The following is a 26,057-nucleotide window of genomic DNA, read 5'->3' on the forward strand; positions in this document are numbered from 1 at the left end:
CCTCGCAAGCGGGAGAGGGGCGCACCTCCGCCCCGGATACAATCGATACTAATCCACGTCACTACTTCGACCGCTGCATCGCGGGCTTCTCGCTGCCCTGCCTTGCCGCCGACAGATTATGCGCGGTGTTGACCAGCGCGATATGCGTCAGCGCCTGCGGGAAATTGCCGGTCTGACGCTTGGCGCCTGAATCATATTCCTCGGCCAGCAGCCCGACATCATTCGCGATCCCGACCACGCGATCGAACAAGGCTTGCGCCTTGTCGAGATCGCCCGCCAGCACATGGGCATCGGCCAGCCACAGGCTGCAGGCGAGGAAGGCGCCTTCGAGCGGCGGCTGCCCCGCAGGCACCTCGCGGGGATCGTGCCGCAGCACGAAACCGTCAGGCATCATGTGCTTTTCCATCGCCACTATGGTGCCGCGAATGCGCGGATCCGACGCTTCCAGGAAGCCGACGGCCGGCAGCAGCAGCACGCTGGCGTCGAGCAGCTTCGAGCCGTAGGACTCCACGAAGGCATTCTCCTCCGTGTCGAAGCCCCGGTTGCAGACGTCGCGATGAATGGCGTCGCGCAAGGTGCGCCAGTGCAGCAGCGGCGCCTTGAAGCCGAAGGTCTCGGCGCTCTTGATGCCGCGGTCGAAGGCGACCCAGGTCATCACCTTGGAGAAGACATAGTGCTTCGGCTCTCCGCGCCGCTCCCAGATGCCGTGATCGGGCTGGTCCCAGACTTCGGCGAGATGCTTGAGCACGGCGCATTCCAGCGCCCAGCTCTCGTCGTCGAGCTTGAGCTTGGCCATCCGCGACTGATGGAAGGCGTCGATCAGTTCGCCGTAGACGTCGAGCTGAAGCTGCGCATGCGCGGCATTGCCGACGCGCACCGGCTGGGCGCCCTCGTAGCCGTCGAGCCAACCGGCTTCCCATTCCAGCAGTCGCCGCTGGCCCCAGATGCCGTACATGATCTGCATGTTCGACGGTGAGCCTGCAGCCGCCCGCAACAGCCAATTGTGCCAGGCCGAGGCTTCCTCGGTGTAACCCGAGTTCATCAGCGCCAGCAGCGTGAAGGTGGCATCGCGCAGCCAGCAGAAGCGGTAGTCCCAATTCCTGGCGCCGCCGAGCTTCTCCGGCAAGGAGGTGGTCGGCGCCGCGACGATGCCGCCGGTCGGACCGAAGGTCAGCGCCTTGAGTGTGATCAGCGAGCGCACGATCAGGTCGCGATAGTCGCCATCGCGATTACAGTGGCTGCACCAGTCCTGCCAGAACTTTTCCGTCTCCTGCAGCGCGAGCTCCGGGTCGATCGGTGCGGGTGGCTCGAGATGCGAGGGGCCGTAGGTCAGCACGAACGGCACGGTCTCGCCCGCCTTCACCTCGAAATCGGAGACCGTGGTCAGATCCTCGCCGCGGGTCTTCGCGGGAGTCCGCAGCACCGTCATGTCCTGCCCGGCGACCGCCAGCAGGGAATGGTCGATCCGCCGCACCCACGGGATGTCGACGCCGAAGCCGAAGCGGATGACGAGCTCCATCCGCATCTTCACCGTGCCGCTGACGCCGCGGACCAGCCGCACGATGTCGGAGGCCTTGCCGCGCGGCGGCATGAAGTCGATCAGCGCAACGGTGCCGCTCTTCGTCTCAAAGCGTGTCTCGAGGATGAGGGTGTCGCCGAGATAGCGGCGCGACGTCGCGGTGACGTCCTCGCTCGGCGCGATCAGCCAGCGGCCGTTCTTGTGCGTGCCGAGGAGCGCTGCAAAGCAGGCGTCGGAATCGAAGGCCGGCCAGCACAGCCAATCGATCGAGCCGTTGCGGCCGACCAGCGCCGCGGTCTCGCAGTCGCCGATCAGCGCATAGTCCTCAATCCTCTGAGACAAGGTCGTACGAGCCTCGAAAACGGCACCCTTGGAGCCCCGGCGATCAACGCCCGCCGGGCAACGAGCGTTCCCGTGTCGCGGCCTTCAAAGCCGCGAGATCGACTTTCGAGGCAATCTTGTCGAGCGTCACAGGCAGGCGCTGGCGCCAGTTCGGATGCTCGTCGATCGTACCGGGAATGTTGGGCTGGTCGATCACCCCGAGCAGATCCTCCAGCGACACCGCAAGCAGCCGCGACGGCGTGCGCGACAGGAAGGCGAGCACCGAATAGACATCATTGGCACGGATGCCGTTGGCGCGCAGGATCTCGTCGAGCAGGCCGAGCGCATCCCAGCGGGCCTGATCGTTCTCGCCGGGATCGAGCCCGAGCGAGCGCTTCATCCTGAGATCGCTGAATGAGCGCCAGCCGGCATAGGTCGACAAATCATGCGTGTTCAGCGTCACCAGCGCGTTGGGCCGGTAGTGATCGACGGGCCGGAAATGACCGGCATCGTCGCGCTCGAACATCATGACGAGGTAGGACCAGATGCCGAAATCCTGCATGGTCTCGCGAAAACCTTCCGGCACCGTGCCGAGGTCCTCGCCGATCACGATGCACTTATGGGCCGCGCTCTCGCGCGCCACAGTCGCCAGCAGCGCCTCGAACGGCATTTGCACATAGGCGCCGTTGTCGGGCTTGAAGCCGCGCGGCACCAGATAAAGTCGCTTCAGGCCCAGCACGTGATCGAGACGGATGGCCCCGGAATGGCGCATTGAAGCCGCGAGCATATCGGCGAATGGCACGAAGGATTGCGCCTCCAGGCCGCCGGCATTGAAGCCGGCGAGGCCCCAATCCTGGCCGATGGTATTGAGCACGTCCGGCGGCGCGCCGACGGCGAGATGACGGGAGATCGCCCCCTGCTCGTTCCAGGCATCGAAGCCGTTCGACTGCACGCCGACGGCAACGTCGAGATAGAGCCCAACCCGCATGCCGAGCTGGCCGGCCAGCTCCTTGGCGGCATGCAATTGGCTATCAGCCGTCCATTGCACGAATTCGACGAACTCGACCTCGTGCTTGTCCGGGCCATTGCGCAGCTCGGCGCATTTCGTCTCGTCCGGCTTTTGCCATTCCTCCGGCCATTCCCACCACGGCGCCGCGAAGCGATGACGGAGCACCTCGAAGCAGGCAAAGCGGGACAACAGCGGCGCGCGAGCCGCGCGGAAGGCGTCGAACTGGTTGCGGCGGACGCCGCTCGCGGTTTTGACGAAGCTGTCGAAGGCGGCGCGGAGGCCGAGCCATTTCAAGGCCGCCATGTCGGGATAGGGCACGCGATCGCCGTCACGGAGCCGCGCGGCGGTCGCGGCCGCGTCGGGGACGAGGTCGGGGGAAAATTCCGGGATCGCCTCGACGTCGATATAGAGCGGATTGAGAAACAGCCGGCTGTTCGGCGAATACGGACTGCAATCGGCCGGATGGTCGTCGAACAACACATGCAGGGGATTGAGCCCGACGCCGTCGGCCCCCAACTGCTTGGCGAGCCGGACGAGACCGGCGAGGTCGGTGAAATCGCCGATGCCCCAATTGCGGTCCGAGCGGACGCTGTAGAGCTGCACGGCAAGCAGCCAGCCGCGGTCGAAATCGCCGCCAAAGGCCCGCTCCGGCGCCACGATCATCGGCACCTCTTCGGTCACGCCTTCGGCATCGGTCAGCGTCAGGCGGTGATAGCCGAGCGGCAGGCCGGCGGGCCAGGCAATCACGGGCTCGCGCGTCTCACCTTGCGCGATCAAATTGCCGTTGCCGGTCATCTTCCATTTGAGCGGCGGCGCACCGATCGTCACCAATTCGGTGCGCGGATGGCCCAAGGCGCGTACCACCACGGGCCCGCTGACGAAGCGGTAAACCCGCTTTTCCGGCAAGGCGTCGAGGATGGATTTGAGGGCCACGGGATCGGTGACCCGCAGCTTTCCGAGGGCATCGACGAATTCGGATTGAACGCCCTTGATCCGGGCTTGAGCTAAAAGATCCATTCGGCACGCAGCTTGCAGGCCATTTTTTGGCCGGGGGCATCGATTTTAACGAGGTCGCGGAAGAGGTTAGTCAGGGTCAACTCGCAAGCCGCGCCTGCCGTTCCCCAGGGAACCAATGACACACAAGCGGCTTTCTATAGTGGTATCAAGCGTAGGTTCCCGGCAAGGGAAACGGGCTCCTGCTTTCTTGTCAATGGCATCACCGTGAACAAGACAATTCAAACTGTCGAGAGTGCCGCAGCGGGCAGCACTTTCCTCATCGAGGACGTCTATCCCCTGATCGACGGCGGGCGCTTCCCCGTGAAGCGGATCGCGCGCGAACCGGTCGAGGTCTGGGCCGACATCTACCGGGACGGCGACGCCGTGATCGGCGCAGCGCTGATCTGGCGACAGGAGCAGGACCGCGAATGGCAGAGCGAGCCGATGATCCCTCACGGCAATGACCGCTGGTCCGGCGCGTTCACACCGGTCGAGCCCGGCAAATATGTCTATGCGATCGAAGCCTGGACCGACGAATTCGCCACGTGGTCGCACGCGGTCGCGCGCAAGCAGCGCTCCGGTGCCGATGTCAGTCTCGATGCGATCGAGGGCGCCGGCCTTCTGACCAAGGCGCATGGCGCGCAGCAGGACGCCGCCGCCGTCATCGTCAGGCAATGCGAGGACTATCTTCAGACCGGCGACGTTGCCCCGCTGCTGGCAACCGAGCTCGGCGCAGCCATGGCCGAGAGCCAGTCGCGGCCTGATCTCACGCGCTCGGCGGTATTCCCACTGTTCGTCGACCGCGACAAGGCACGCTTCGGCGCCTGGTATCAGATGATGCCGCGCAGCCAGAGCGTGGTGCCAGGACAGCATGGCACGCTCCGCGACTGCATCGCGCGCGTGCCCGACATCGCCGCGATGGGCTTTGACGTGCTCTACTTCACGCCGATCCATCCCATCGGCCGCACCCGGCGCAAGGGCCGCAACAACACGCCGGTGGCGGCCGAAGGCGATCCCGGCTCGCCTTATGCGATCGGCGCCATCGAGGGCGGGCACGATGCGCTGCACCCCGAACTCGGCACAATCGAGGATTTTCGCGCGCTGGTCGCGACCTGCCTGGAATACGGCCTCGAACTCGCGCTCGACTTCGCCGTGCAATGCTCGCCGGACCACCCTTGGCTGACGCAGCATCCGGAATGGTTCAAATGGCGCCCGGATCGCTCGGTGCGGACGGCTGACGGGCCCTATTCCGATATCGTCATCCCCGATTTCACGTCCGTCGACCGGGCTGGACTGTGGAACGCGTTTCGCGACGCCATGCTGTTCTGGATCGACCACGGCGTCACCATCTTCGCCATCGACAATCATGACACCGCGCCGCTCGCCTTCTGGGAGTGGCTGATCCGTGACATCCGCCGCCGGCATCCCGAGGTGATCCTGTTCTCCAAGACGTTTGCGCGCCCGAAGCTGATGAAGGGGCTTGCCAAGCTCGGCTTTGCACAATCGTTCAGCTATTTCCCCTGGCGCACGGCGAAGTGGGAGCTGGAGCAATATCTCGGCGAGCTGACGCGCTATCCCGAACGTGATTTCTATCGGCCGAACCTGTTCGTGAATACGCCCGATCTCTTGCCCTATCATCTCCAGGGCGGCGAGACCTGGGCGTTCAAATCGCGCCTCGCGCTGGCGGCGACGCTGTCCGGCAATTACGGCGTCTACAGCGGGTTCGAGTTGCTGGAGCATGACGCGATCCCCGGCCGCGAGGAATATCTCGATTCTGAGAAATACCAGGTCAGGCAGCGCGACTGGAACAAGCCCGGCAACATCAAGGCCTACATCACGGAGCTCAATCGCATCCGCAACGAGAATGCTGCGCTTCACCAGACCGCGAACCTGCGCTTCCTCGGCATCGAAGACGGCGAGACGATCGCCTTCGTGAAGGAGGCGACCGGCCCGGCCAACGTCGTCGTCGCCGTGGTTGCACTGTCGCGCGACGTGCGCGAATTCTGGTTGCCGCTCGGCGACGTCACGGTTGACGCCGGCGGGCAGCGACACCATGTGTCGGCACTCGAAAACCTCCTCACCGGCGAACAGGCCCGCATCGAATGGGGCGGGATCAGGTTGCGTATCGATCCCGAGCGCGATCCGGCGCTACTGTTCCGCTGCCTGGCGTAAGGGCGCACGCCATGAACGTATTGTCTTCCGTCGACACCAAGAAAGCCGAGGCTGCCGAGATCGTGGACGAGCTCTGGTACAAGGACGCGATCATCTATCAGCTCCACGTCAAGGCGTTTGCCGACAGCAATCAGGACGGCATCGGCGACTTCGCCGGGCTGACCGAGAAGCTGCCTTATCTCCAGGAGCTCGGCGTCACCGCGCTCTGGCTGCTGCCGTTCTATCCTTCGCCCGGCCGCGACGACGGCTACGACATCGCCGACTACGGCGCGGTCAATCCCGATTTCGGGACGATGAAGGATTTCAAGCGCTTCATCCAGGAAGCGCAGAAGCGCGGGCTGCGCGTCATCACCGAGCTCGTCGTCAACCACACCTCGGACCAGCACAATTGGTTCAAGCGCGCGCGCCGCAGCCCTCCGGGCTCGAGCGCCCGCAACTGGTATGTCTGGAGCGACACCGACCAGAAATACCAGGGCACCCGCATCATCTTCACCGACACCGAGAAGTCGAACTGGACCTGGGATCACGAGGCCGGCGCTTTCTACTGGCACCGCTTCTTCTCGCACCAGCCGGATCTCAATTTCGACAATCCGCGCGTCGTCAGCGCCCTGATCCAGGTAATGAAGCGCTGGCTCGATGCCGGTGTCGACGGCTTCCGTCTGGACGCCATTCCCTATCTCTGCGAGCGCGAAGGCACCTCGAACGAGAACCTTCCCGAGACACATGCCATCATCAAGCGGCTGCGCCACGAGCTGGATTCCTACTCCAAGGGCAAGCTGCTGCTGGCCGAGGCCAATCAATGGCCGGAGGACGTGCAGGAATATTTCGGCCGCGGCGACGAGTGCCACATGGCCTACCACTTCCCGCTGATGCCGCGCATCTACATGGCGATCGCCCAGGAGGACCGCTTCCCGATCACCGACATCCTGCGCCAGACGCCGGACATTCCAGCGAGCTGCCAATGGGCGCTGTTCCTGCGCAACCATGACGAGCTGACGCTGGAGATGGTGACCGACGTCGAGCGCGACTACCTGTGGACCACCTACGCCAACGATCCACGTGCCCGCATCAATGTCGGCATCCGCCGGCGCCTCGCGCCGCTGATGGACAACGACCGGCGCAAGATCGAGCTGATGAACTCGCTGCTGCTGTCCTTCCCGGGAACGCCGATCATCTATTACGGCGACGAGATCGGGATGGGCGACAACATCTATCTCGGCGACCGCAACGGCGTGCGCACGCCGATGCAGTGGAGCCCGGACCGCAACGGCGGCTTCTCGCGCTGCGACCCGGCCCGCCTCTACGCGCCGCTGATCATGGATCCGGTCTACGGCTACGAATCGGTGAACGTGGAGGCGCAGTCGCGCAGCCTGTCCTCGCTGCTCAGCGCGACCAAGCGCCTGATCTCGGTGCGCAAATCGACGCTCGCCTTCGGCCGCGGCACCATGACCTTCATCCGCCCGGCCAACCGCGCCGTGCTGGCCTACGTCCGGCAGTACCGCGACGAGGTGATCCTCTGCGTCGCCAATCTGTCGCGGGCGGCCCAGGCGACCGAGCTCGATCTGTCGCCCTGGAAGGACCGTATCCCGCAGGAGATGCTCGGCCGCACGCGTTTTCCGGCGATCGGCGAACTGCCCTATATGGTCACGCTGGGGCCCTATGGCTTCTACTGGTTCCAGCTCACCGAGCGCGACAAGTCCGAGCCGGTGACGCCGCGCGCGGTGCCGGAATTCGAGACGCTGGTGGTGCCGGTGAACTCGACCTGGGTGTCGCTGGCGCGCGAGCGGGGCGTGTTCGAGCACGAGGTGCTGCCGGGATTCCTGTCGCGCACGCGCTGGTATCCCGAGCACAATCCCAAGCACATCAAGCCGACGCTGACCTCGGCGGTGCCGTTCTGCGACATCGGCGACAACAGGCCTTGGATCGCGTTCTTCGAGGCGGCGCAGGGCGATGTCACCACGCGCTACGTGCTGCCGATGCAGATCGAATGGGTGCGCTTCGACCGCGAACGCTTCAATCCCAGGGCGCTCGCCGCCGTGCGTCAGGGCGCCCGCGAAGGGACGCTGCTGGATGTGGCAACCGAGCAGATCTTCATTGGCCTGTTCCTGCGCAATCTGTCGCAGAACCTGGTGGTGGAAGAAAACAATCTGCGGCTGGAGTTCAAGGCGACCAGCCGGTTTGCCGAGTACACCATCAAGGAGCCCGAACGCATCCGCGCGATCGAACAGTCGAACAGCACCGCGCTGGTCGACAACCAGTATGTCGCCAAGATCTATCGCCAGCTCGAAGCCGGTATCAATCCCGAGATCGAGATCGGCTCCTACCTCACGGAAATCGCCCGCTTTGCCAATACGCCGGCACTGCTCGGCAGCGTCGAACTGGTCGAAGACGACCGTCGCAGCGCAGTCGGCGTGCTGCACGCCTATGTCGAGAACCAGGGCGACGGCTGGGGCGTCACTGCGGGCTATCTCGACCGCTATATCGACGAGCAGCGGGTGCTGCCACCGGGCGAGATGCCCCGCGAGACCCAGGAGCAAGCGCCCTATCTGCACTTCATTACACAGATCGGTCGACGGCTCGCCGAGCTGCATGTGGCTTTGGCCGCCGCAAAGCCCGGCGATCTCGCGCCGGAGCCGATTGGCTCCGCACACATCAAGCGCTGGTCATCCGAGCTCAAGGCACGGGCCGAGCGGATTTTCGAGCGGCTGGCCGCCAGCACCGACGGCCTGCGGGAGGCAGATCGGCCGCTGATCAATCAGCTCGCCGCGGAGCGCGCGTCCCTGTCCGGCCGGCTCAGCGCGCTACTACCTGCCGAGATCGGCGGGTTGAACATCCGTCATCATGGCGACTTCCGCCTCGGGCAAACTCTGATCGTGAAGGACGATATCTTCATCATCGACTTCGACGGAGATCCGCGTTTGCCGCTGGCGGAGAAGCGGCGCAAGCTGCCTGCGGCGCGCGACGTTGCCGGCCTGATCCGCTCGATTGATCTTTCGGTTAACGCGGCGCTCCACCGCGCGCTCACGGGTGCTTCCGACGAACAGGGCCGGCTTACGGCTGCGCTCGACGAATGGCGCGAGCGCACCACCGCGACGTTCCTCACCGCCTACCGCGAAGCCATGACCGATCGGCGGCTGTGGCCGGAAGATCCGCAATCCGCGGCAGGCCTGTTAAGGTTTTTCCTGCTTGATCAAGCGTTCGAGGAAGTAGAGTACGAGCTGTCCCACCGGCCTGAGGGGCTCCATGCGCCGCTGTCCGGACTGCTTCGCATTCTGTCCAGTATCGAGAGCGAAGCCCATGCCTAAACTCCCTGCCGAGGCCTATGCGATCATCGAGGGTCGCCACTCCGATCCCTTCCACTATCTCGGGCTGCATCCCGAGGGCGACAAGAGCGTGGTGCGCGCGTTTCTTCCCGATGCTTCCAATGTCGAGGCGGTGGGCGAGCACGGCGAGGTGGCGAAGCTCGATCGCGTCCATGATGCCGGCCTGTTCATCGGCGCTCTGCCGAACGGCGCGAAGCACTACCAGCTCCGCGCGAAGTTCGGCGATAACGTCATCGAATTCGAGGACACCTATCGCTTTCCGCCGATCCTGACCGATTTCGACCTCTATCTGCTCGGCGAAGGCACGCACCAGCGCCTTTACGACAAGCTCGGCGCGCATCCGATGCGGCTCGACGGCATCGATGGCATCGGCTTCGTGGTGCTGGCGCCCAACGCCCGCCGTGTCTCCGTGGTCGGCGACTTCAATTTCTGGGACGGACGGCGCCATCCGATGCGGGTGCGCGGCGCGGGTTATTGGGAATTGTTCATCCCGCACGCCAAGGCGGGCGACCACTACAAGTTCGAAATTATCGGACCGCATGGCCATCTGCTTCCGCTGAAGTCCGATCCGATGGCCTTTGCAAGCGAGGTGCGGCCGAAGACCGCTTCCATCGTGTTCGACGAAGCACATCTGCCCCGGCCGCGACCGGCACCCGACGGCATCAACGCGTTGTCCGCGCCGATGTCGATCTACGAGGTCCATCTCGGCTCGTGGCGGCGCAAGAACGGCAATGAATGGCTGACCTATCGCGAACTGGCCGAGCAGCTGCCGGCCTACGCCCGCGACATGGGCTTCACCCATCTCGAATTCCTCCCCGTGAGCGAGCATCCTTTCGACGGCTCATGGGGCTATCAGCCGACTGGCCTGTATGCGCCGACCAGCCGCTTCGGCACGCCGGAGGATTTTGCCGCACTGGTCGATGCCTGCCACCGCGAGGGCGTCGGCGTGCTGCTCGACTGGGTGCCCGGCCACTTCCCGGACGATCCGCACGGGCTCGGCAGCTTTGACGGCACAGCGCTGTACGAGCACGCCAATCCGCTCCAGGGCCGGCATCTCGATTGGGGTACGCTGATCTACAATTACGGCCGCACCGAAGTCACGAACTTCCTGGTGTCCAACGCGCTGTTCTGGCTCGAGCGCTACGCGATCGACGGACTGCGCGTCGATGCCGTCGCGTCCATGCTCTACCTCGACTACAGCCGTCCGCCCGGCGCGTGGATTCCGAACCAGCATGGCGGCCGGGAGAACATCGAGGCGATCGCGTTCCTGCGCCGCTTCAACACCGAGCTGTTCGCACGTTTCCCGCAGGCGACCACGGCCGCCGAAGAGTCCACCGCCTGGCCGCAGGTCTCGCGCCCGGTCGAATTCGGCGGGCTCGGCTTCGGCTACAAGTGGAACATGGGCTGGATGCACGACACGCTGAACTACATCAGCAAGGATCCGATCCACCGCAAGCATCATCACGGCGACATCCTGTTCGGCCTGCACTACGCCTTCTCGGAGAACTTCGTCCTGCCGCTGTCGCATGACGAGGTCGTGCACGGTAAGCGCTCGATCCTGGGGCGCATGCCCGGCGACGAATGGCAGCGCTTCGCGAATTTGCGCGCCTATTACAGCTTCATGTTCGGCCATCCCGGCAAGAAGCTGCTGTTCATGGGCGCCGAGATCGCACAAAGCCGCGAATGGAATCACGACCAGTCGCTCGACTGGCACTTGCTCGAGTACAAGCTCCATTCAGGCATCCAGGCGCTGATCCGCGATCTCAACCGGCTCTATCGCGCGGTGCCCGCGCTGCACCAGATGGACTGCGAGCAGGCCGGTTTCGAATGGTTGATCACGGACGACGCCAACCGCAACGTGTTCGCATGGCTGCGCAAGGGATTTGACGAGCACGCCCGGTGCATGGTGATCGTCAACTTCTCACCCAACGTCTATCGCAACTACCGCGTTCGCGCGCCCCTCAGTGGCAAGTGGAAGGAAGTGTTCAACTCCGACTCCGCCCATTACGGCGGCAGCAATGTCGGCAATATCGGCGAAGTCCACGCCGTCAATGGCGAGCTCCGCCTCACCATTCCGCCGCTCGCCGCGATCTTCCTCGTTCCGGAAAGCTGAACGATGCGCCTGACTGCTGGATCGCCCGCACGCCTCGGCGCAAGCTGGGACGGACGCGGCACCAATTTCGCGCTGTTCTCCGCCAACGCGCAGAAGGTCGAGCTGTGCCTGTTTGACATGCAGGGCCGCCGCGAACTCGAGCGCGTCGAGCTGCCGGAGCGCACCGAGGATGTCTGGCACGGCTATCTCAACGACGTCTCGCCCGGCCAGCTCTACGGCTACCGCGTGCATGGCCCCTACGAGCCCGAACAAGGCCACCGCTTCAACGCCAACAAGCTCCTGCTAGACCCCTATGCCAAGCGGCTTTCCGGGCGGCTGGTCTGGAGTGACGCGCATTTCGCCTATCGCACCGGAAGCCCGCGCGAGGATCTGTCGTTCGACCGGCGCGACAACGCGCGCGGCATGCCCAAGGCTGTCGTCGTCGACGAGACCTTCAACTGGGGCCGCCGCGAGATCCGGCCCAACATTCCCTGGGAAGACACCATCATCTACGAGGCCCACGTCAAGGGACTGACACAGAAGCGCGACGACGTCCCGCCGAATTTGCGCGGCACCTATGGCGGCCTGTCCTCGCCGGCGATGATCGAGCACCTGAAGAAGCTCGGCGTCACCACCGTTGAGCTCCTGCCGGTGCACAGTTTCGTCGATGACCGCATCCTGGTGGAGAAGAAGCTCGCCAATTACTGGGGCTACAACACCTTGTCCTTCTTCGCGCCCGAGCAGCGCTACGCCCAGGACAACGCCCTCGATTCCTTCCGCACCACCGTCGCACGCCTGCACGATGCCGGCATCGAGGTGATGCTCGACGTCGTCTACAACCACACAGCCGAGGGCAATCATCTCGGCCCGACGCTGTGCTACCGCGGCATCGACAACGCCTCCTATTACTGGCTGAACCGCGAGAACCCGCGCTACTACGACGATTTTACCGGCTGCGGCTCGTCGGTGAACCTCACCCATCCGCGCGTGCTGCAGATGGTGATGGATTCCCTGCGCTACTGGGTCGAGGTCTGCCACGTCGACGGCTTCCGTTTCGACCTCGCCACCACGCTGGCGCGCGGGCCGAACGGTTATGATCGCGGCAGCTCGTTCCTGACCGCGATACGCCAGGACCCGGTGCTGGCGAGCGTCAAGCTCGTCGCCGAACCCTGGGACCTCGGCCTTGGCGGCTATCAGGTCGGCGCATTTCCTTCACAATGGTCGGAGTGGAACGACCGTTATCGCAGCGCCATGCGCCGCTACTGGAGCGGCGAAGGCAGCCTGATCGGCGACATCTCCAGCCGCATGACGGCGTCCTCCGACCTGTTCAACCACGATGGACGGCGGCCCCGCGCCAGCGTCAACCACATCACCGTGCATGACGGTTTCACCCTCGCCGATCTCTTCAGCTACAACGAGAAGCACAACGAGGCCAATGGCGAGGACAATCGCGACGGCTCCAACGACAACCACAGCAACAATTGCGGTGTCGAGGGCCCGACCGACGATCCCCAAATCGTCAGCTTGCGCCGGCAGCTTCGCAAGAACGTACTGGCTTGCCTCATGTTGGCGCAGGGCATTCCGCTGATCCTCGCCGGCGACGAAGTCGGGAATTCGCAATCAGGCAACAACAACGCCTATTGCCAGGACAACGAGGTTGGCTGGGTCGGCTGGGACAATCTCGGCAAGGACGGCGACGACATGGTCGATTTCGTCGCCGAGCTCGCCGATATCCGCCGCCGGTTCTCGCAGCTTCGCAGCCATCGCTGGCTCGACGGCCGCCCCAAGGACGGCATCTCCTACGGCGCGCTGTGGCTGACGCCGGCCGGCGACGAAATGACGGAAAGCGACTGGAAATTCCCGGAAGGGCGGTTCCTCTCCTATGTGATGGGGCCGATGGAACCGGGCAGCGCCGCGATCTTTATCGTACTCAACGCAGCCCCCGAAGAGATCGCATTCAAATTGCCAAAAATGAGCGAATACAAAAGCTGGCAGCAAATCCTGAACACGACCGACGCCAAGCTGAACACGGTCGACTTCCTGCCCGGAAGCGACAGCAAGGCGCCGCCGCGCTCCGTGCTCGCTTTCGCGGGGGCGCTATGAGGCCATCCTTCGGGGCGAGGCCGACGAAGGACGGCGTGTCGTTCCGGCTATGGGCACCTGCCGCGCGCCGTGTCGATCTCCTGCTCGACAGACGACACGCGATGCAGCGCCGGCAGGATGGCTGGTATGTCGCCGAGATTGCCAATCTGCCCGTCGGCAGCAACTACAAATTCAGGATCGACGACGCGATCGACGTGCCCGATCCGGCGTCTGCATTCCAGCCCGACGACGTGTTCGGCCCGAGCGAGGTGATCGATCATGACGCCTTCGCCTGGCGCACGCCCGATTGGCGCGGGCGTCCCTGGGAAGAGACGGTACTGATCGAGACGCATGTCGGCACCTTCACTGCGGAAGGTACCTATCGTGCCATGATCGACAAGCTCGATCATCTCGTCGCGACCGGCATCACGGCGGTCGAGCTGATGCCGCTGGCCGACTTCGCCGGTCGTCGCGGCTGGGGTTATGATGGCGTGCTGTGGTACGCGCCCGACAGCGCCTATGGTCATCCCGATGATTTGAAGACGCTGATCGACGAAGCCCATCTGCGCGGGCTGATGATGTTCCTCGACGTCGTCTACAATCATTTCGGCCCCGAGGGAAATTACCTCGGCCGCTACGCGCCGGCCTTCTTCACCGACGCGCACACGCCATGGGGCAGCGCGATCGATTATCGCGTGCCGCAGGTTCGCGCTTTTGCCGTCGAGAACGCGCTGTCGTGGCTCAGCGATTATCGCTTCGACGGCCTGAGGCTGGATGCCGCCAATCACATCATGGCGATCCCCGGCGAGCAATCGATGCTGCAGGACCTCAGCGTCGCCGCGGGCGAGCTTGCCAAGGCGACGGGACGGCATATCCATCTCGTGCTGGAGAACGGCGACAATCGCGCGAGCCTGCTCGACGCCGCGCAGGAGCCTCCGAACGGCAAATATCGCGCCCAGTGGAACGACGACTACCACCACGTCTGGCACGTGATGCTGACGGGCGAGCTCGCTGGTTATTACGCGGACTATCAAACACCGCGCCTCGATCTCGCACGCGCGCTCGCCTCCGGCTTCGTCTATCAGGGCGAAATCTCTGAATTCTGGGGCAAGAAGCCGCGCGGCGAGAACAGCGGCGAGCTGCCGCCGGCAACCTTCGTCAATTTCCTGCAAAACCACGACCAGATCGGCAACCGGCCGCTCGGCGACCGGCTCGAAAGCCTGGCATCGCCCAAGCAGATCGAAGCAGCACTCGCGGTGACCCTGCTCGCGCCGATGGTGCCCATGCTGTTCCAGGGCGAGGAGTGGGGCTCCACCGTGCGCTTCCCGTTCTTCTGTGACTTCCAGGGCGGACTGGCTGATGCCGTCCGCAAGGGGCGCAGGCAGGAATACGCCTGGGCCTATGAAAAGTACGGCGACGACGTGCCCGACCCGCTCGATCCGGCAACGCTGCAATCGGCCGTGCTCGACTGGAGCGGCCACACGCCGGAGCAGGATGCACGCCTCGCGCTGGTGCGGGAGCTGCTCGCACTCCGCCACAAGGAGGTCGCGCCACGACTGAAAGGTGCGCGCTTCGGTGATGCCGCCGTGGCCGATAGCGGGCTGCTCACCGCACATTGGCACATGGGGGATGGCGCGACGTTGCGCCTCGTGGCCAAACTCTCCGACAAGGACGCCGCATATTCCGACGACGGTGTGGGGACCCTGATCTGGGGCGGCGCGACCGGCGATCGGCTTGCGCCCTGGTCGGTGGTCTGGCGCCTCGGAGGTTGACATGCCTCCAGCCATTCCTCTCGCAACCTACCGGCTTCAGCTCACCGCGGATTTCGATTTCGACAGGGCCGCCGCAGTCGTGCCCTACCTGAAGGCGCTGGGGATCACGCATCTCTACACCTCGCCGGTGATGAAGGCCCGCAAGGGCTCGACCCACGGCTATGACACCGTCGATCACAGCCAGTTCAATCCGGAGCTCGGCGGCGAGGCCGGCTTCGCGCGGCTGAGCGAGGCGCTGACGCGACACGACCTCGGCCTCATCATCGATTTCGTACCGAACCACGTCGGCGTTCACTTTGCCGACAATCCCTGGTGGCTGGACGTGCTGGAATGGGGCCAGGCCTCGCCGCATGCCGTCTCCTTCGATATCGACTGGGATCAACTGGCTTTCCGCGCCCGTGGCGGCGTGCTGCTGCCGATCCTCGGAGCGTCCTATGGCGAAGCGCTCGAGAGCGGCGATATCGAGCTGCGCTACGATCCCAACGAAGGTAGTTTTTCCGCTTGGTATTTCGAGCATCGATTGCCGATCGCGCCGGAGCGCTATGGCGAGATGCTGCGGATGATCGTGAAGGAAGCCGACGCCGCCGAAACCGAGGCCGGCAAGCGCCTGCTGTCGCTGGCGGCCCGCTACACGGGACTGCGCCGCCCCAACCGCAAGGAAGCGCCCGGCTTCAAGGCGGAGCTCAAAGAGATCGCAGGCAGCGCCGATATCATCGCGCGCGGCCTCGGCGCCTATCGCGCCGCCAAGGACCGCCCCGCGCAGACGCTGGCGCTGCATCATTTGCTGGAGCGCCAGCACTACAAGCTCGGGCACTGGCGGCTTGCCTCCAGCGACATCAATTATCGCCGCTTCTTCGACGTCAACGGGCTCGCCGGCATGCGCGTCGAGGATCCCGGCACGTTCGCCGCCACGCACCGGCTGGTGAAGCAACTCATTGCCGACGGCAAACTGCAGGGCATCCGGCTCGATCATATCGACGGCCTGCGCGATCCCGCGCAATATTGCCAGCGGCTGCGCCGCCTGGTGCGCGACGCTCAGGGCACCACAAAGCCGTTCTATACGGTGATCGAGAAAATCCTGTGCGAGCACGAGCGCCTGCCGCATTTCGCCGGCGTCCAGGGCACCACCGGCTATGAGTGGATGAATGCCATCACCCACGTTCTGGTCGACCCCAAGGGGCTGGAGGCGCTGGACGAGACCTGGCGGCAGATCAGCAACCGGCCGCCGCGGCTCGCGCCTTACGTCAAGGACGCCAAACGGCGCGTGCTGGAGACACTACTGACCAGCGAATTCACGGTTCTGACGCGCCTGCTTGCACGCATCGCCAACGGGCACTACTCCACCCGCGACTTTTCCGCCGACAGCCTGCGGCAGGCGCTCGAGCTCTACGTGCTGCATTTCCCGGTGTACCGCACCTATTTGACGACAAGCGCGCCGACCGCGAACGATCGCAAGCTGATCGACGACACCATCGAGGCCGCTCGCCAGGAATGGTTCGCCGCAGACGAAGGCATTTTCGACTTCCTGCGCGACGCCCTCACCATGGACCTGCTCAAGCCCGGCCGTCCCCCGCACAGCGCCCCGCGCGTGCGCCGCTTTGCGCTGAAGGTGCAGCAATTCACCGGGCCGATGATGGCGAAGTCGCTGGAGGACACTGCCTTCTATCAATTCCACCGGCTGCTCGCCCTGAACGAAGTCGGCGGCGATCCCGCGAGCAAGGGCCTCACCATTCCCGCTTTCCACGAGACCATGCAGGCCCGCGCCAGGGAATGGCCGCAAGGGATGACGGCGACCGCCACGCACGACACCAAACGTGGCGAGGACGCCCGCGCGCGGATCGCTGCCTTAAGTGAAATTCCCGGCGAATGGACCAGCGCCGTGGCACGCTGGAAAGTCCTGAACGCGCCGCACCTCGCGCTCGACGGCAATCTGCGCGCTCCGTCGGCAACGTTCGAATACATGCTCTATCAGACGCTGCTCGGCGCCTGGCCGCTTGTAGAGACGGCCGATGCCGGTTTCGTCGCGCGTATCCAGGCCTATGCGCTCAAGGCCGCGCGCGAGGGCAAGGAGGAGACCAGCTGGCTCAACCCGCACGAGGCCTACGAGAGCGGCGTCAAGAGCTTCATCGCGAAGATCCTCGATCCCGCGCAATCAGGCGAGTTCCTGGAGGCGCTGCAAACCCTGGCTCGCCGCGTCGCGCTGCTCGGCGCGCTGAACGCGCTGAGCCAGCTCACGCTCAAGGCGACTCTGCCGGGCGTGCCCGATTTCTATCAGGGGACCGAATTCTGGGACCTGTCGCTGGTCGATCCCGACAACCGCCGCCCGGTGGATTTTTCCGCGCGACACGCGGCGCTGGGCACGCTGGACAATCCGGATTGGAATCACCTGATCAAGAGCTGGCCGGACGGCCAGCTCAAGCTGGCCTGGACGCGGCACCTGCTCAAGCTGCGCAACGAGTTGTCCGACGTCTTCGCGCGAGGCGACTACCAGCCGCTTCAGGTGCGGGGCGCACATGCCGACCATGTCGTGGCCTTTGCCCGCCGCCACGGCCGCACTGCTGCGATCGTCATTGTCGGGCGCCACTTCGCGCCTTTCACGCAAGCAGGACGCGAATGGCCGGCGCTCGATGAGGCCGACGCCACCATCGACGTCACGGGCTACAGCATGCCAGGTTTCGCCGGCAACGATCTGCCGCTCGCGCAGGCGCTTCGCGGTTTTCCCGCTTCGGTCATCCCGGCGCGGCCCGTGGACGCGGCGAAGCCGGTGCGGCAGCGCGCCCGCGCTTGAACGCTAACTTTTCGCGTCTTTGCCCAACAGCAGCTGGCCGCGCTTGCGGATCGTGGCCTGCGCCATCTCGGCAAAGCGCTGCAACAGCCAGGGCAGCACGACCTGCACCTTGACATGATCGTCGGCGACGTCGACCTGCCCCGTCGCGATCTGCCCGAGCGCGCGGATGCGGAAATTCATGCTGTCGCCGCTCCAGCGCTCCTCCTCGACCTGCATCACCGGAATGCTGGCGGCAGCACGGCCGAGCCCGGTCTTGAGCCGGCGTACCGCCTCCTCGCGGCCGAGGCGGTGGGGAATAGAGACGACAAGCGGTGCTGACATGGCTCTGCCCCGTTAGTGATTGAACCTCACATAATCATGCCCACCGGTACCACAAAGGTTCCATGCAAGTTGCGCGTGCACCCCGTGTTTCATAGGCGGAACTATAAAACCTGCGGCAAGTTGCCCTCGCACAACGGGACAGGTTGCAAGAGACCCTTCAACGAAGGGCTGGAGGAGATTTGGCATGTCTATCGGTACGATCATTCTGATCATTTTGGTCATCGCGCTGCTCGGCGGCTTCAGCGGCATCGGCGGCGGCCCGTTCTACGGCACCGGCTATTACGGCGGCGGCGGTCTCGGGCTCGTCATCGTGATCCTGCTGATCCTGCTCCTGCTGGGACGGATCTAGCCGGGCTCGGTAGGGTGGGTTGGCCGCAAGGCGTAACCCACCTCTTTCTTTCCGTGTCAACAGAAGTGGTGGGTTACGCTCCGCTAACCCACCCTACTTCGTTTTCCCCGCGAGCTTCTTGATCGCTGCCTTGATCGACACGGCCGCATCGTCATAACCATCCCACGCCTTCGACCGCGGCAGCAGCCCAGGCACCGTCCGCAACGTATAGCGCTTCGGATCGAGATCGGTCTTCACCTGCGCCCAGGTGAGCGGCATCGACACGGTGGCGCCGGCGCGCGCACGCGGCGACAGCGGGGCCACCGCCGTCGACATGCGATCGTTGCGCAGATAATCCAGGAAGATCTTTCCGTTGCGCAGCTTCTTCGACATGTTGAGCAGATAGCGCTCGGGAGCGTCGTCCGCCATCCACTGGCAAACGCCTTGCGCGAAGGCCTTGGCCTCTTTCCAGCTCACCTGGTCGCGCGCGCCATGACGCAAGGGCACCACGACGTGCAGGCCCTTGCCGCCGGTGGTCTTGCAGAAGCTTTCCATGCCGATGTCGGTCAGCCGCTGCCGCATCTCCTTGGCGGCATCGACGACCTCGGCGAAGACGACGTCGGGCGCCGGATCGAGATCGAACACCAGCCGGCCCGGGGTATCGTAGGCGTAGGGCGCGCAATTCCAGGGATGCAGCTCGACACCGCCGATCTGCGCTACGGCGGCGAGCCCCTCGATGCGGTCGATCTGCAAATAGGGTTTGCGATCGCCGGAGACCCTTGCGAGCTCCAGAAGATTCGATGTCCCCTGCATGGCGTGACGCTGGAAAAAGCATTCGCCCTTGATGCCATCGGGGGCGCGGATCAGCGAGCACGGCCGACCCTTGAGATGCGCGATCATCCATTCGCCGACGGCTTCGAGATAGCGCGCGAGGTCCAGCTTGGTGACGGGATCGCCATTGCCATCGTCCGGCCAGAGCTCCTTGTCCGGCTTGGAGATGACGACTCCCATCACTTCGGCACTGCCGCCGGCCTGGGCCGTTCGTGCGCCGGTCTTCGCTTTCGCGCGCGGCTTCGTCGAGGGCTCGGCAAGCTCGGTATCGACCGGTGTCTCAGCCTCCACCTCCTCCGCCGGCTTGTCCTGCCGCAGACCCTTGAAGGCGGCCTGGCGGATATTCCCGTCGGCGGTGAAGCCGGCGAACTCGATCTCGGCCACGAGCTCCGGCTTCAGCCAGTGCACCTCGCGCGCTTTTTTCGGTGCGTTCTTGCCGCCAAAGGGGCTTTGCTTCGCCTCCATGGCCTTCAAGGACGGCATGATGCGCTTGACCTTGTCGGCGCCGAAACCGGTGCCGACCATGCCGACGAACGCGAGATGATCACCGCGGTGCACGCCGGCCATCAGCGAGCGGAATTTGCCATTGGTGGTCTTGTAGCCGCCGATCACGACCTCATGGCCGGCACGGCATTTGGCCTTGGTCCAGCTTTCCGTCCGCCCCGAGCGATAGGGCGCGTCGAGCTTCTTCGACACCACGCCCTCGAGCTCGAGCTTGCAGGCCGATTGCAGCACGGCGTCGCCGCCGCTTTCGAAATGCTCGACATAGCGAATCTGGCTCGATTTGCGCTTGCGCGCCTCCAGCAGCTCCTTCAACCGCGCCTTGCGCTCGCCGAGCGGCAGCCGGCGGTAATCGAGACCTTCCGCAAACAACAGGTCGAAGGCGAAAAAGATGAGCTCCTCGGTCTTGCCGTCCGACAGCGCCGCCTGGAGCGACGAAAAGTTCGGTGCCCCATTATGGTCGAGCGCGACGATCTCGCCGTCGATCATCATGTCCGGTAACGCGCCCGCTTCTTTCGCGATGCTCGCGAATTTTTCGGTCCAGTCGAGGCCTTTGCGCGTCTTCAACGTCGCCTTGCCGCCCTCGACCCGCAGCTGCACGCGGTAGCCGTCGAACTTGATCTCGTGGCACCAGCCATCGCCGCCCGGCGGGCGCTCGACCGACGTGCAGAGCTGCGGCGCGACGAAGTCCGGCATCTCCGCCGCGTTCTTCGCGGTCGTGGCTTTCTTCTTTGCCGTCCTGCCGGCCTTCAACGCCGCGCGCGGCGCCGGCTTGACCGTGCGCCCTTTCGCCTCGTCCGCCCGATCGGACTGCCAGACCGCGTCGGCCTTGGCCTTGGTGCCCTTCGCCAGCATGAACGGTTTTGGCGCGCGCCCCTTGCCTCCGGCGATCTGCTCCATCGCGCGCCCTGAGGCGACCGACTTGTCCTCCTCGAGAATGTCGTTGTCTGCGCCCTCGCGAACATATTCGTCGCGATGCTTGATCAAGAGCCAATTGGTCCGTTTGCCGCCGGTGCGATCGTTGCGCATGCGCACCAGGACCCAGCTGCCGTGCAGCTTCTCGCCATGCAGTGTGAATTTCAGATCGCCCTTCTTGAAACCGCGTTCGGGATCTTCGGATTCCCAGGTGCCGCGGTCCCACAGCATGACCGTGCCGCCGCCGTACTGGCCTTCCGGAATCGTGCCCTCGAAGTCGCCATAGTCGAGCGGATGGTCCTCGACCTCGACGGCCAGCCGCTTGTCGTGCGGATCGAGCGAGGGCCCTTTCGTCACCGCCCAGGACTTGAAGACGCCATCGAACTCGAGCCGCAGATCGTAGTGCAGCCGCGAAGCGTCATGCTTCTGGATCACGAAGCGCCGTTGCTTCGATGGCGCCACCGCGGCCTTGCCCGACGGCTCCGGCGTCTTCTCGAAATCACGTTTCTGTCGATACTTGGAGAGCTTTTGCAGCACGACTGGTCCCGGATTCTCTTTGGCGTGAAAGCCTATCACGGCCCGCATCCCACCCGGAACCAAAACCCCGCGGGACGGTTGGGGTTCCAAAATGACTCGCAGACGCTGGAGAACGGAATGGCACCGCGCGCCTATTGGAAGGGAACGTTGAAGCTCTCGCTGGTCAGTTGCCCCGTTGTGCTTTATCCGGCGACCACCGCGGCCGAGAAGACGCGGTTTCACATGATCAACCGCGAGACCGGAAACCGATTGAAGCAGCAGATGATCGACGCCGAGACCGGCGACGTCGTCGAGAGCGACCAGAAGGGCCGCGGCTACGAGCTGCGCAAGGGCAAATATGTCGAGATCGAGCCGGAGGAGCTCGAAGCGGTCCAGATCGAGAGCAACCACACCATCGACATCGAGAGCTTTGTGCCGAGCGACGAGATCGACCAGCGCTACCTCAACCATCCCTACTACATCGCGCCCGACGGCAAAGCCGCGGTCGATGCCTTTGCCGTGATCCGCGACGCCATGAAGGACCAGGATCGCGTCGCGCTCGCCAAAATCGTGCTCACCAATCGCGAGCACATCATCGCGATCGAGCCGCTCGGCAAGGGACTGCTCGGCACCACGCTGCGTTTCCCCTACGAACTGCGCGACGAGGACCAGTTCTTCGACGACATCAAGAGCCCGAAGATCACCAAGGACATGGTTGAGCTCGCCGGCCATATCCTCCAGACCAAGGCCTCCCATTTCGATCCGAGCAAATTCAAGGACGACTACGAGAACGCGCTGAAGGCCCTGGTGAAGCGCAAGGCCAGCGGCAAGACAATCGAACTGCCGGAGCCTGAGGAGAAGCCGAGCAATGTCGTCAGCCTGATGGATGCGCTGAAGCAGAGCTTGAAGGGACGCGGTGGGAAGAAGACGGCGGCGAAGTCCCATGCGCGCCGAGCATCGGGGCGAACCAGGGCCCCAAAGAAGACGCACCGATCGACGGCGCGGCAGAGGAAGGCGGGTTGATTTAATCCGTCATTGCGAGCGCAGCGAAGCAATCCAGTATCTTTCCGCGGAGGCAGTCTGGATTGCTTCGCTGCGCTCGCAATGACGATGCTGATGCAGGCTTGCGCCGCCCGTCGCACGTGGGCAGCCTAATCCCCCGCCTTCAGCCTGTACCCAATCCCCGTCTCCGTCAGCACATATTGCGGCCGTTCCGGATCGGCCTCGATCTTCTGCCGGAGCTGGCGGACATAGACGCGCAGATATTGCGCGTCGGTCAACTCGTCCCAGAGCTCCCTCAGCAGGAAGCGGTGAGTGAGCACCTTGCCGGCGTGCTGCACCAACACACGCAGGAGGTCATATTCCTTCGGCGACAGTTTGACGTCGCGCTCGCCGACCTTCACGATCCGGCGCACCAGATCGACTGAGAGATCGCCGGCACGAAACACCGGGCGTTCGCCCTGGATCTGAAGCTGGTGCCGCAGCGCCGCGCGCAGGCGCGCCAGCAGCTCGTCCATGCCGAACGGCTTTGTCAGGTAATCGTCGGCCCCGAGATCGAGCGCCTCCACCTTGCCGGCCTCGTCGCCACGGCTCGACAACACCACGATCGGCACCGCGTCATTGCGGGCGCGGATGGTACGCAACAACTCATGGCCCTGGATGTCGGGAAGGCCGAGATCGAGGATGATCAGCGCGGGGCCCTCGCTGAGCTTCTCCAGCGCGGTCTTGCCGTTCGACGCCTCCAGTATCTCATAGCCTTGCGTCGAGAGCCCCATCCGCAGCAATTTGCGGATCGGCGGCTCGTCGTCGATGACCAGCACCTTGATCGGGGCTGCGCTCATGCGGCGGTATCCAATGCGTGGGTCGGGGCCGGAATGGGCAGGCGGATGGTCAGAACCGCGCCGCTCCGGTCGCTGCGATTCGCGGCCGAGATCGTGCCATGCATCGCCTCGACGAAGCCGCGGGAGATGGCGAGCCCGAGCCCGGTGCCGGGACGGACATGGTCGCCCTTCTGCGCGCGATAAAACTTGTCGAACACGCTCTCGAGCTCCTCCGACGGAATGCCGTCGCCCTCGTCGGCAATCTGGAGCACCACATGATCGCTGTCGCGCCGGCTGCGGATCGAAACCGTGGCGTGGGGCTGCGAATATTTGGCGGCGTTGTCGAGCAGGTTGAACAGCACCTGCTCGAACAGCACCGCATCGAGCTGGAGCATAGGAAGGTCTGCGGCCAACTCCAGCTCCACCTTGTGGGCGGTGAGGATCTTGGCTGCCCGCCGGAGCGCGCTGCCGACGATCTCTCCGAGATCGTGCAACGCCGTGTTGGGCACGATGGCCCCGGATTCGAGCTTGGTCATGTCGAGCAGATTGGCGATGAAGCGGTTGAGCCGTTCGGATTCGTCGATGACCGTCGCGAGCAGGTCGCGCTTCTCGGTGTCGGAGAGCGCGCTGGCGAGATCGCGCATGGTCGAGGCCGCACCTAGCACGGATGCGAGTGGCGTCTTCAGGTCGTGTGAAATCGACGTCAACAATGCGGAACGCAGCCGCTCGGATTCGACGGAGCGCTTGACGCGATCGACGTCCTCGACCAGCAGCACGCGCTCGATCGCCAGCGCGCCCTGGTCGACCAGCGCATCGAGCAGCCGGCGCTGGTCCGGCGTCAGCAAGGGACCGGTGCGGTCGTCGTCGATGCCGATGACCCCGATCGGGCCGCGCCCGGTGCGCATCGGCAGGAACAGCCGTTTTGCACCCGGCAGCGTGTCCGAGCCGCGGCCTGCAGGGCGGTCGTTGCTCCAGGCCCAGTTGGCGGCGGCAAGGTCGGCCTGATCGAGATCGTCTTCGGGGGGATAGCCCGACTTCACCGTGAGCAGGCCGTCCTCCGGCAACAGCAGCACCACGCGGACTTTCAGCATCAGCGCGATCTGGTAGGCGGTCGCCCACAGCACGTCGTCGAGCGTGCCGGTACCGGCGAGCTTGCGGCTGAATGCATAGAGTTGCTCGGTGGTCCGGATGCGACCGATCGCAGCATCGGCCTGGGTGCGGACCCGCCCCGCGACGTTCGACACCACGAACGCAATCAGCATGAAGAAAAAGAACGCCGCGACATTGGTCGGATCGGTGATGGTGAAGGTATAGACCGGCGGCAGAAAGAAGAAATTGTAGGCGAGCGACGCCGCGACACTCGCAAGCAACGACGGCCACAATCCGTAGCGCACGGCAACCGTCACCACGGCGGTCAGAAACATCAGGTCGACGTTCTCAATGCCGAAATACGGCTTGATGGCCACGGCAGCAGCGAGGCCAAGCGCGGTGATCCCGAGCGCCTTCAGATAGGGCCTGGCATCGAACGGGTCCGATCGCGTTGCGGTCTGCACCGTCGTCTTCGGCGCCGGCTCGCTCGTGAGTTCGTCGCCAGGAATGACATGCACGCTGATATTGCCGGCGCGGCGCACCAGATCGTGCACGACGGAACCGCGCGTCATCTCGAACCAGAGCGAGCGCGTCGACTTGCCGATCACGATCTGGGTGACGTTGTTGCCCTGAGCGAAGTTGACGATGTCGTCGGCGATGTGGCGGCCGACAGCGGGAATGGTCAAGGCTTCACCGCCCAGCGACTCTGCGAGCCGCAGAGTGTCGGCAAGCCGATCGCGCTGCTCGTCGGACAATTGCAGCGACCGCCGCGTCTCGATCGAGACCGCGGTGAACGGAGCGTGCAGCCGGTCGGCCAGCCGCTTGGTGTAGCGGACGAGGCCGGCCGCGCGTGGATCCTCGCTGACGCAGACCAGGATGCGCTCGCCCGCGGCCCAGGGGCCTGCGATGGCGTTCGCCTGCATGTGGGTGAGAAGCTGCTCGTCGACGCGTTCGGCCGTGCGCCGCAGCGCGAGTTCGCGCAGCGCGGTGAGGTTGCCCGGCGAGAAGTAGTGGTCCAGCGCCCGCTCAGCCTGCCTGGGGACGTAGACTTTGCCTTCCTTCAATCGCTGGATCAGATCGTCGGGCGTGAGGTCGATCAGCTCGATGGCGTCGGCGCGGTCGAACACCGAATCCGGCACCGTCTCGCGCACCCGCACATGGGTGATCTGGGCGACGACGTCGTTCAGGCTTTCGATGTGCTGGATGTTGACCGCGGTATAGACGTCGATGCCGTGGGACAGCAGTTCCTCGACATCGAGATAGCGCTTGGGATGGCGGCTACCGCTGGCATTGGTGTGAGCGAGTTCGTCGACCAGCGCAACTTTCGGGCGGCGCGCGATCACGGCATCGAGATCCATCTCCTCGACGATCTGGCCCCGGTAATCGAGTTTCTTGCGCGGGACGACTTCCAGCCCGCGCACCAGCGCCTCGGTCTCGGTGCGGCCATGGGTCTCGACGAAACCGACGACGACATCGACGCCGGCCTTGCGCTTGGCATGGGCGCTCTGCAGCATCTCATAGGTCTTGCCGACGCCGGGCGCGGCGCCGACGAATATCTTCAGCTTGCCGCTGACGCTCTCCTCCCGGCGCGCGGCTTCCAGCAGCGCCTCCGGCGACGGACGTTGTTCGGGATCGCGGCGCTCTCGGACCATCAGGCCAATA

The 26,057-nt window shown here is 64.6% G+C and carries 14 protein-coding genes; 8 read left to right on the forward strand and 6 right to left on the reverse strand.

The annotated features are described in order from the left end of the window. Positions 1-61: 61 nt before the first annotated feature. Entirely contained in the window at positions 62-1,861 is a 1,800-nt protein-coding gene (locus FXB41_RS08205; RefSeq protein WP_219681169.1) for a glycoside hydrolase family 15 protein, read from the reverse strand. Positions 1,862-1,904: 43 nt separating this feature from the next. Beyond that, the gene (malQ, locus tag FXB41_RS08210; RefSeq protein ID WP_219681170.1) at positions 1,905-3,866 is read right to left on the reverse strand and encodes a 4-alpha-glucanotransferase; all 1,962 of its coding nucleotides are present in this window, start codon (positions 3,864-3,866) and stop codon (positions 1,905-1,907) included. 204 nt (positions 3,867-4,070) lie between these two features. Here malQ and FXB41_RS08215 point away from each other — a divergent pair, with 204 nt between their 5' ends. The 6 genes from FXB41_RS08215 to treY are packed head-to-tail and all read left to right on the forward strand — an operon-like array spanning position 4,071 to position 18,074. Beyond that, positions 4,071-6,017, forward strand: a complete 1,947-nt coding sequence (locus tag FXB41_RS08215; protein ID WP_219681172.1) for a maltotransferase domain-containing protein — start codon at positions 4,071-4,073, stop codon at positions 6,015-6,017. Between the two features lie 11 nt (positions 6,018-6,028). Then, the gene (gene treS, locus FXB41_RS08220; RefSeq protein ID WP_219681174.1) at positions 6,029-9,322 is read left to right on the forward strand and encodes a maltose alpha-D-glucosyltransferase; all 3,294 of its coding nucleotides are present in this window, start codon (positions 6,029-6,031) and stop codon (positions 9,320-9,322) included. Further along, positions 9,315-11,453: a 1,4-alpha-glucan branching protein GlgB gene (glgB, locus tag FXB41_RS08225; RefSeq protein WP_007595727.1), complete on the forward strand. Its 2,139-nt coding sequence runs from the start codon at positions 9,315-9,317 to the stop codon at positions 11,451-11,453. Before treS ends, glgB begins: the two co-directional genes overlap by 8 nt. Positions 11,454-11,456: 3 nt before the next feature. Next, complete coding sequence (glgX, locus tag FXB41_RS08230) at positions 11,457-13,535, forward strand: glycogen debranching protein GlgX (RefSeq protein WP_219681176.1); 2,079 nt, start codon at positions 11,457-11,459, stop codon at positions 13,533-13,535. Further along, positions 13,532-15,286 (forward strand): malto-oligosyltrehalose trehalohydrolase, encoded by a 1,755-nt coding sequence (gene treZ, locus FXB41_RS08235; protein ID WP_219681178.1) that lies wholly within the window; start codon positions 13,532-13,534, stop codon positions 15,284-15,286. Before glgX ends, treZ begins: the two co-directional genes overlap by 4 nt. 1 nt (position 15,287) lies before the next feature. Further along, on the forward strand, positions 15,288-18,074 hold the full coding sequence (gene treY / locus FXB41_RS08240; RefSeq protein WP_219681180.1) for a malto-oligosyltrehalose synthase: 2,787 nt from the start codon (positions 15,288-15,290) through the stop codon (positions 18,072-18,074). Between the two features lie 3 nt (positions 18,075-18,077). On the opposite strand, the gene FXB41_RS08245 is transcribed toward treY, so the two are convergent. Next, positions 18,078-18,395 (reverse strand): polyhydroxyalkanoic acid system family protein, encoded by a 318-nt coding sequence (locus FXB41_RS08245; RefSeq protein WP_219681182.1) that lies wholly within the window; start codon positions 18,393-18,395, stop codon positions 18,078-18,080. A gap of 184 nt (positions 18,396-18,579) precedes the next feature. Here FXB41_RS08245 and FXB41_RS08250 point away from each other — a divergent pair, with 184 nt between their 5' ends. Next, entirely contained in the window at positions 18,580-18,744 is a 165-nt protein-coding gene (locus FXB41_RS08250) for a DUF3309 family protein (protein WP_007595743.1), read from the forward strand. A gap of 93 nt (positions 18,745-18,837) precedes the next feature. Here the strand turns inward: FXB41_RS08250 and ligD are convergent, their stop codons facing one another. After that, positions 18,838-21,507, reverse strand: a complete 2,670-nt coding sequence (gene ligD, locus FXB41_RS08255; RefSeq protein WP_219681293.1) for a DNA ligase D — start codon at positions 21,505-21,507, stop codon at positions 18,838-18,840. Between the two features lie 117 nt (positions 21,508-21,624). Here ligD and ku point away from each other — a divergent pair, with 117 nt between their 5' ends. Then, positions 21,625-22,509, forward strand: coding sequence for a non-homologous end joining protein Ku (gene ku / locus FXB41_RS08260; protein ID WP_007595745.1), 885 nt, complete (start codon positions 21,625-21,627; stop codon positions 22,507-22,509). A 128-nt stretch (positions 22,510-22,637) separates the two neighbouring features. Here the strand turns inward: ku and FXB41_RS08265 are convergent, their stop codons facing one another. Then, a complete protein-coding gene (locus FXB41_RS08265; RefSeq protein WP_219681184.1) occupies positions 22,638-23,327 on the reverse strand; it encodes a response regulator in 690 nt (229 codons plus the stop codon). Further along, positions 23,324-26,047, reverse strand: a complete 2,724-nt coding sequence (locus FXB41_RS08270) for a DUF4118 domain-containing protein (protein WP_219681186.1) — start codon at positions 26,045-26,047, stop codon at positions 23,324-23,326. Before FXB41_RS08270 ends, FXB41_RS08265 begins: the two co-directional genes overlap by 4 nt. Between the last annotated feature and the right edge of the window lie 10 nt (positions 26,048-26,057).

It is taken from the genome of Bradyrhizobium canariense, assembly GCF_019402665.1.
Lineage (GTDB): Bacteria > Pseudomonadota > Alphaproteobacteria > Rhizobiales > Xanthobacteraceae > Bradyrhizobium > Bradyrhizobium canariense.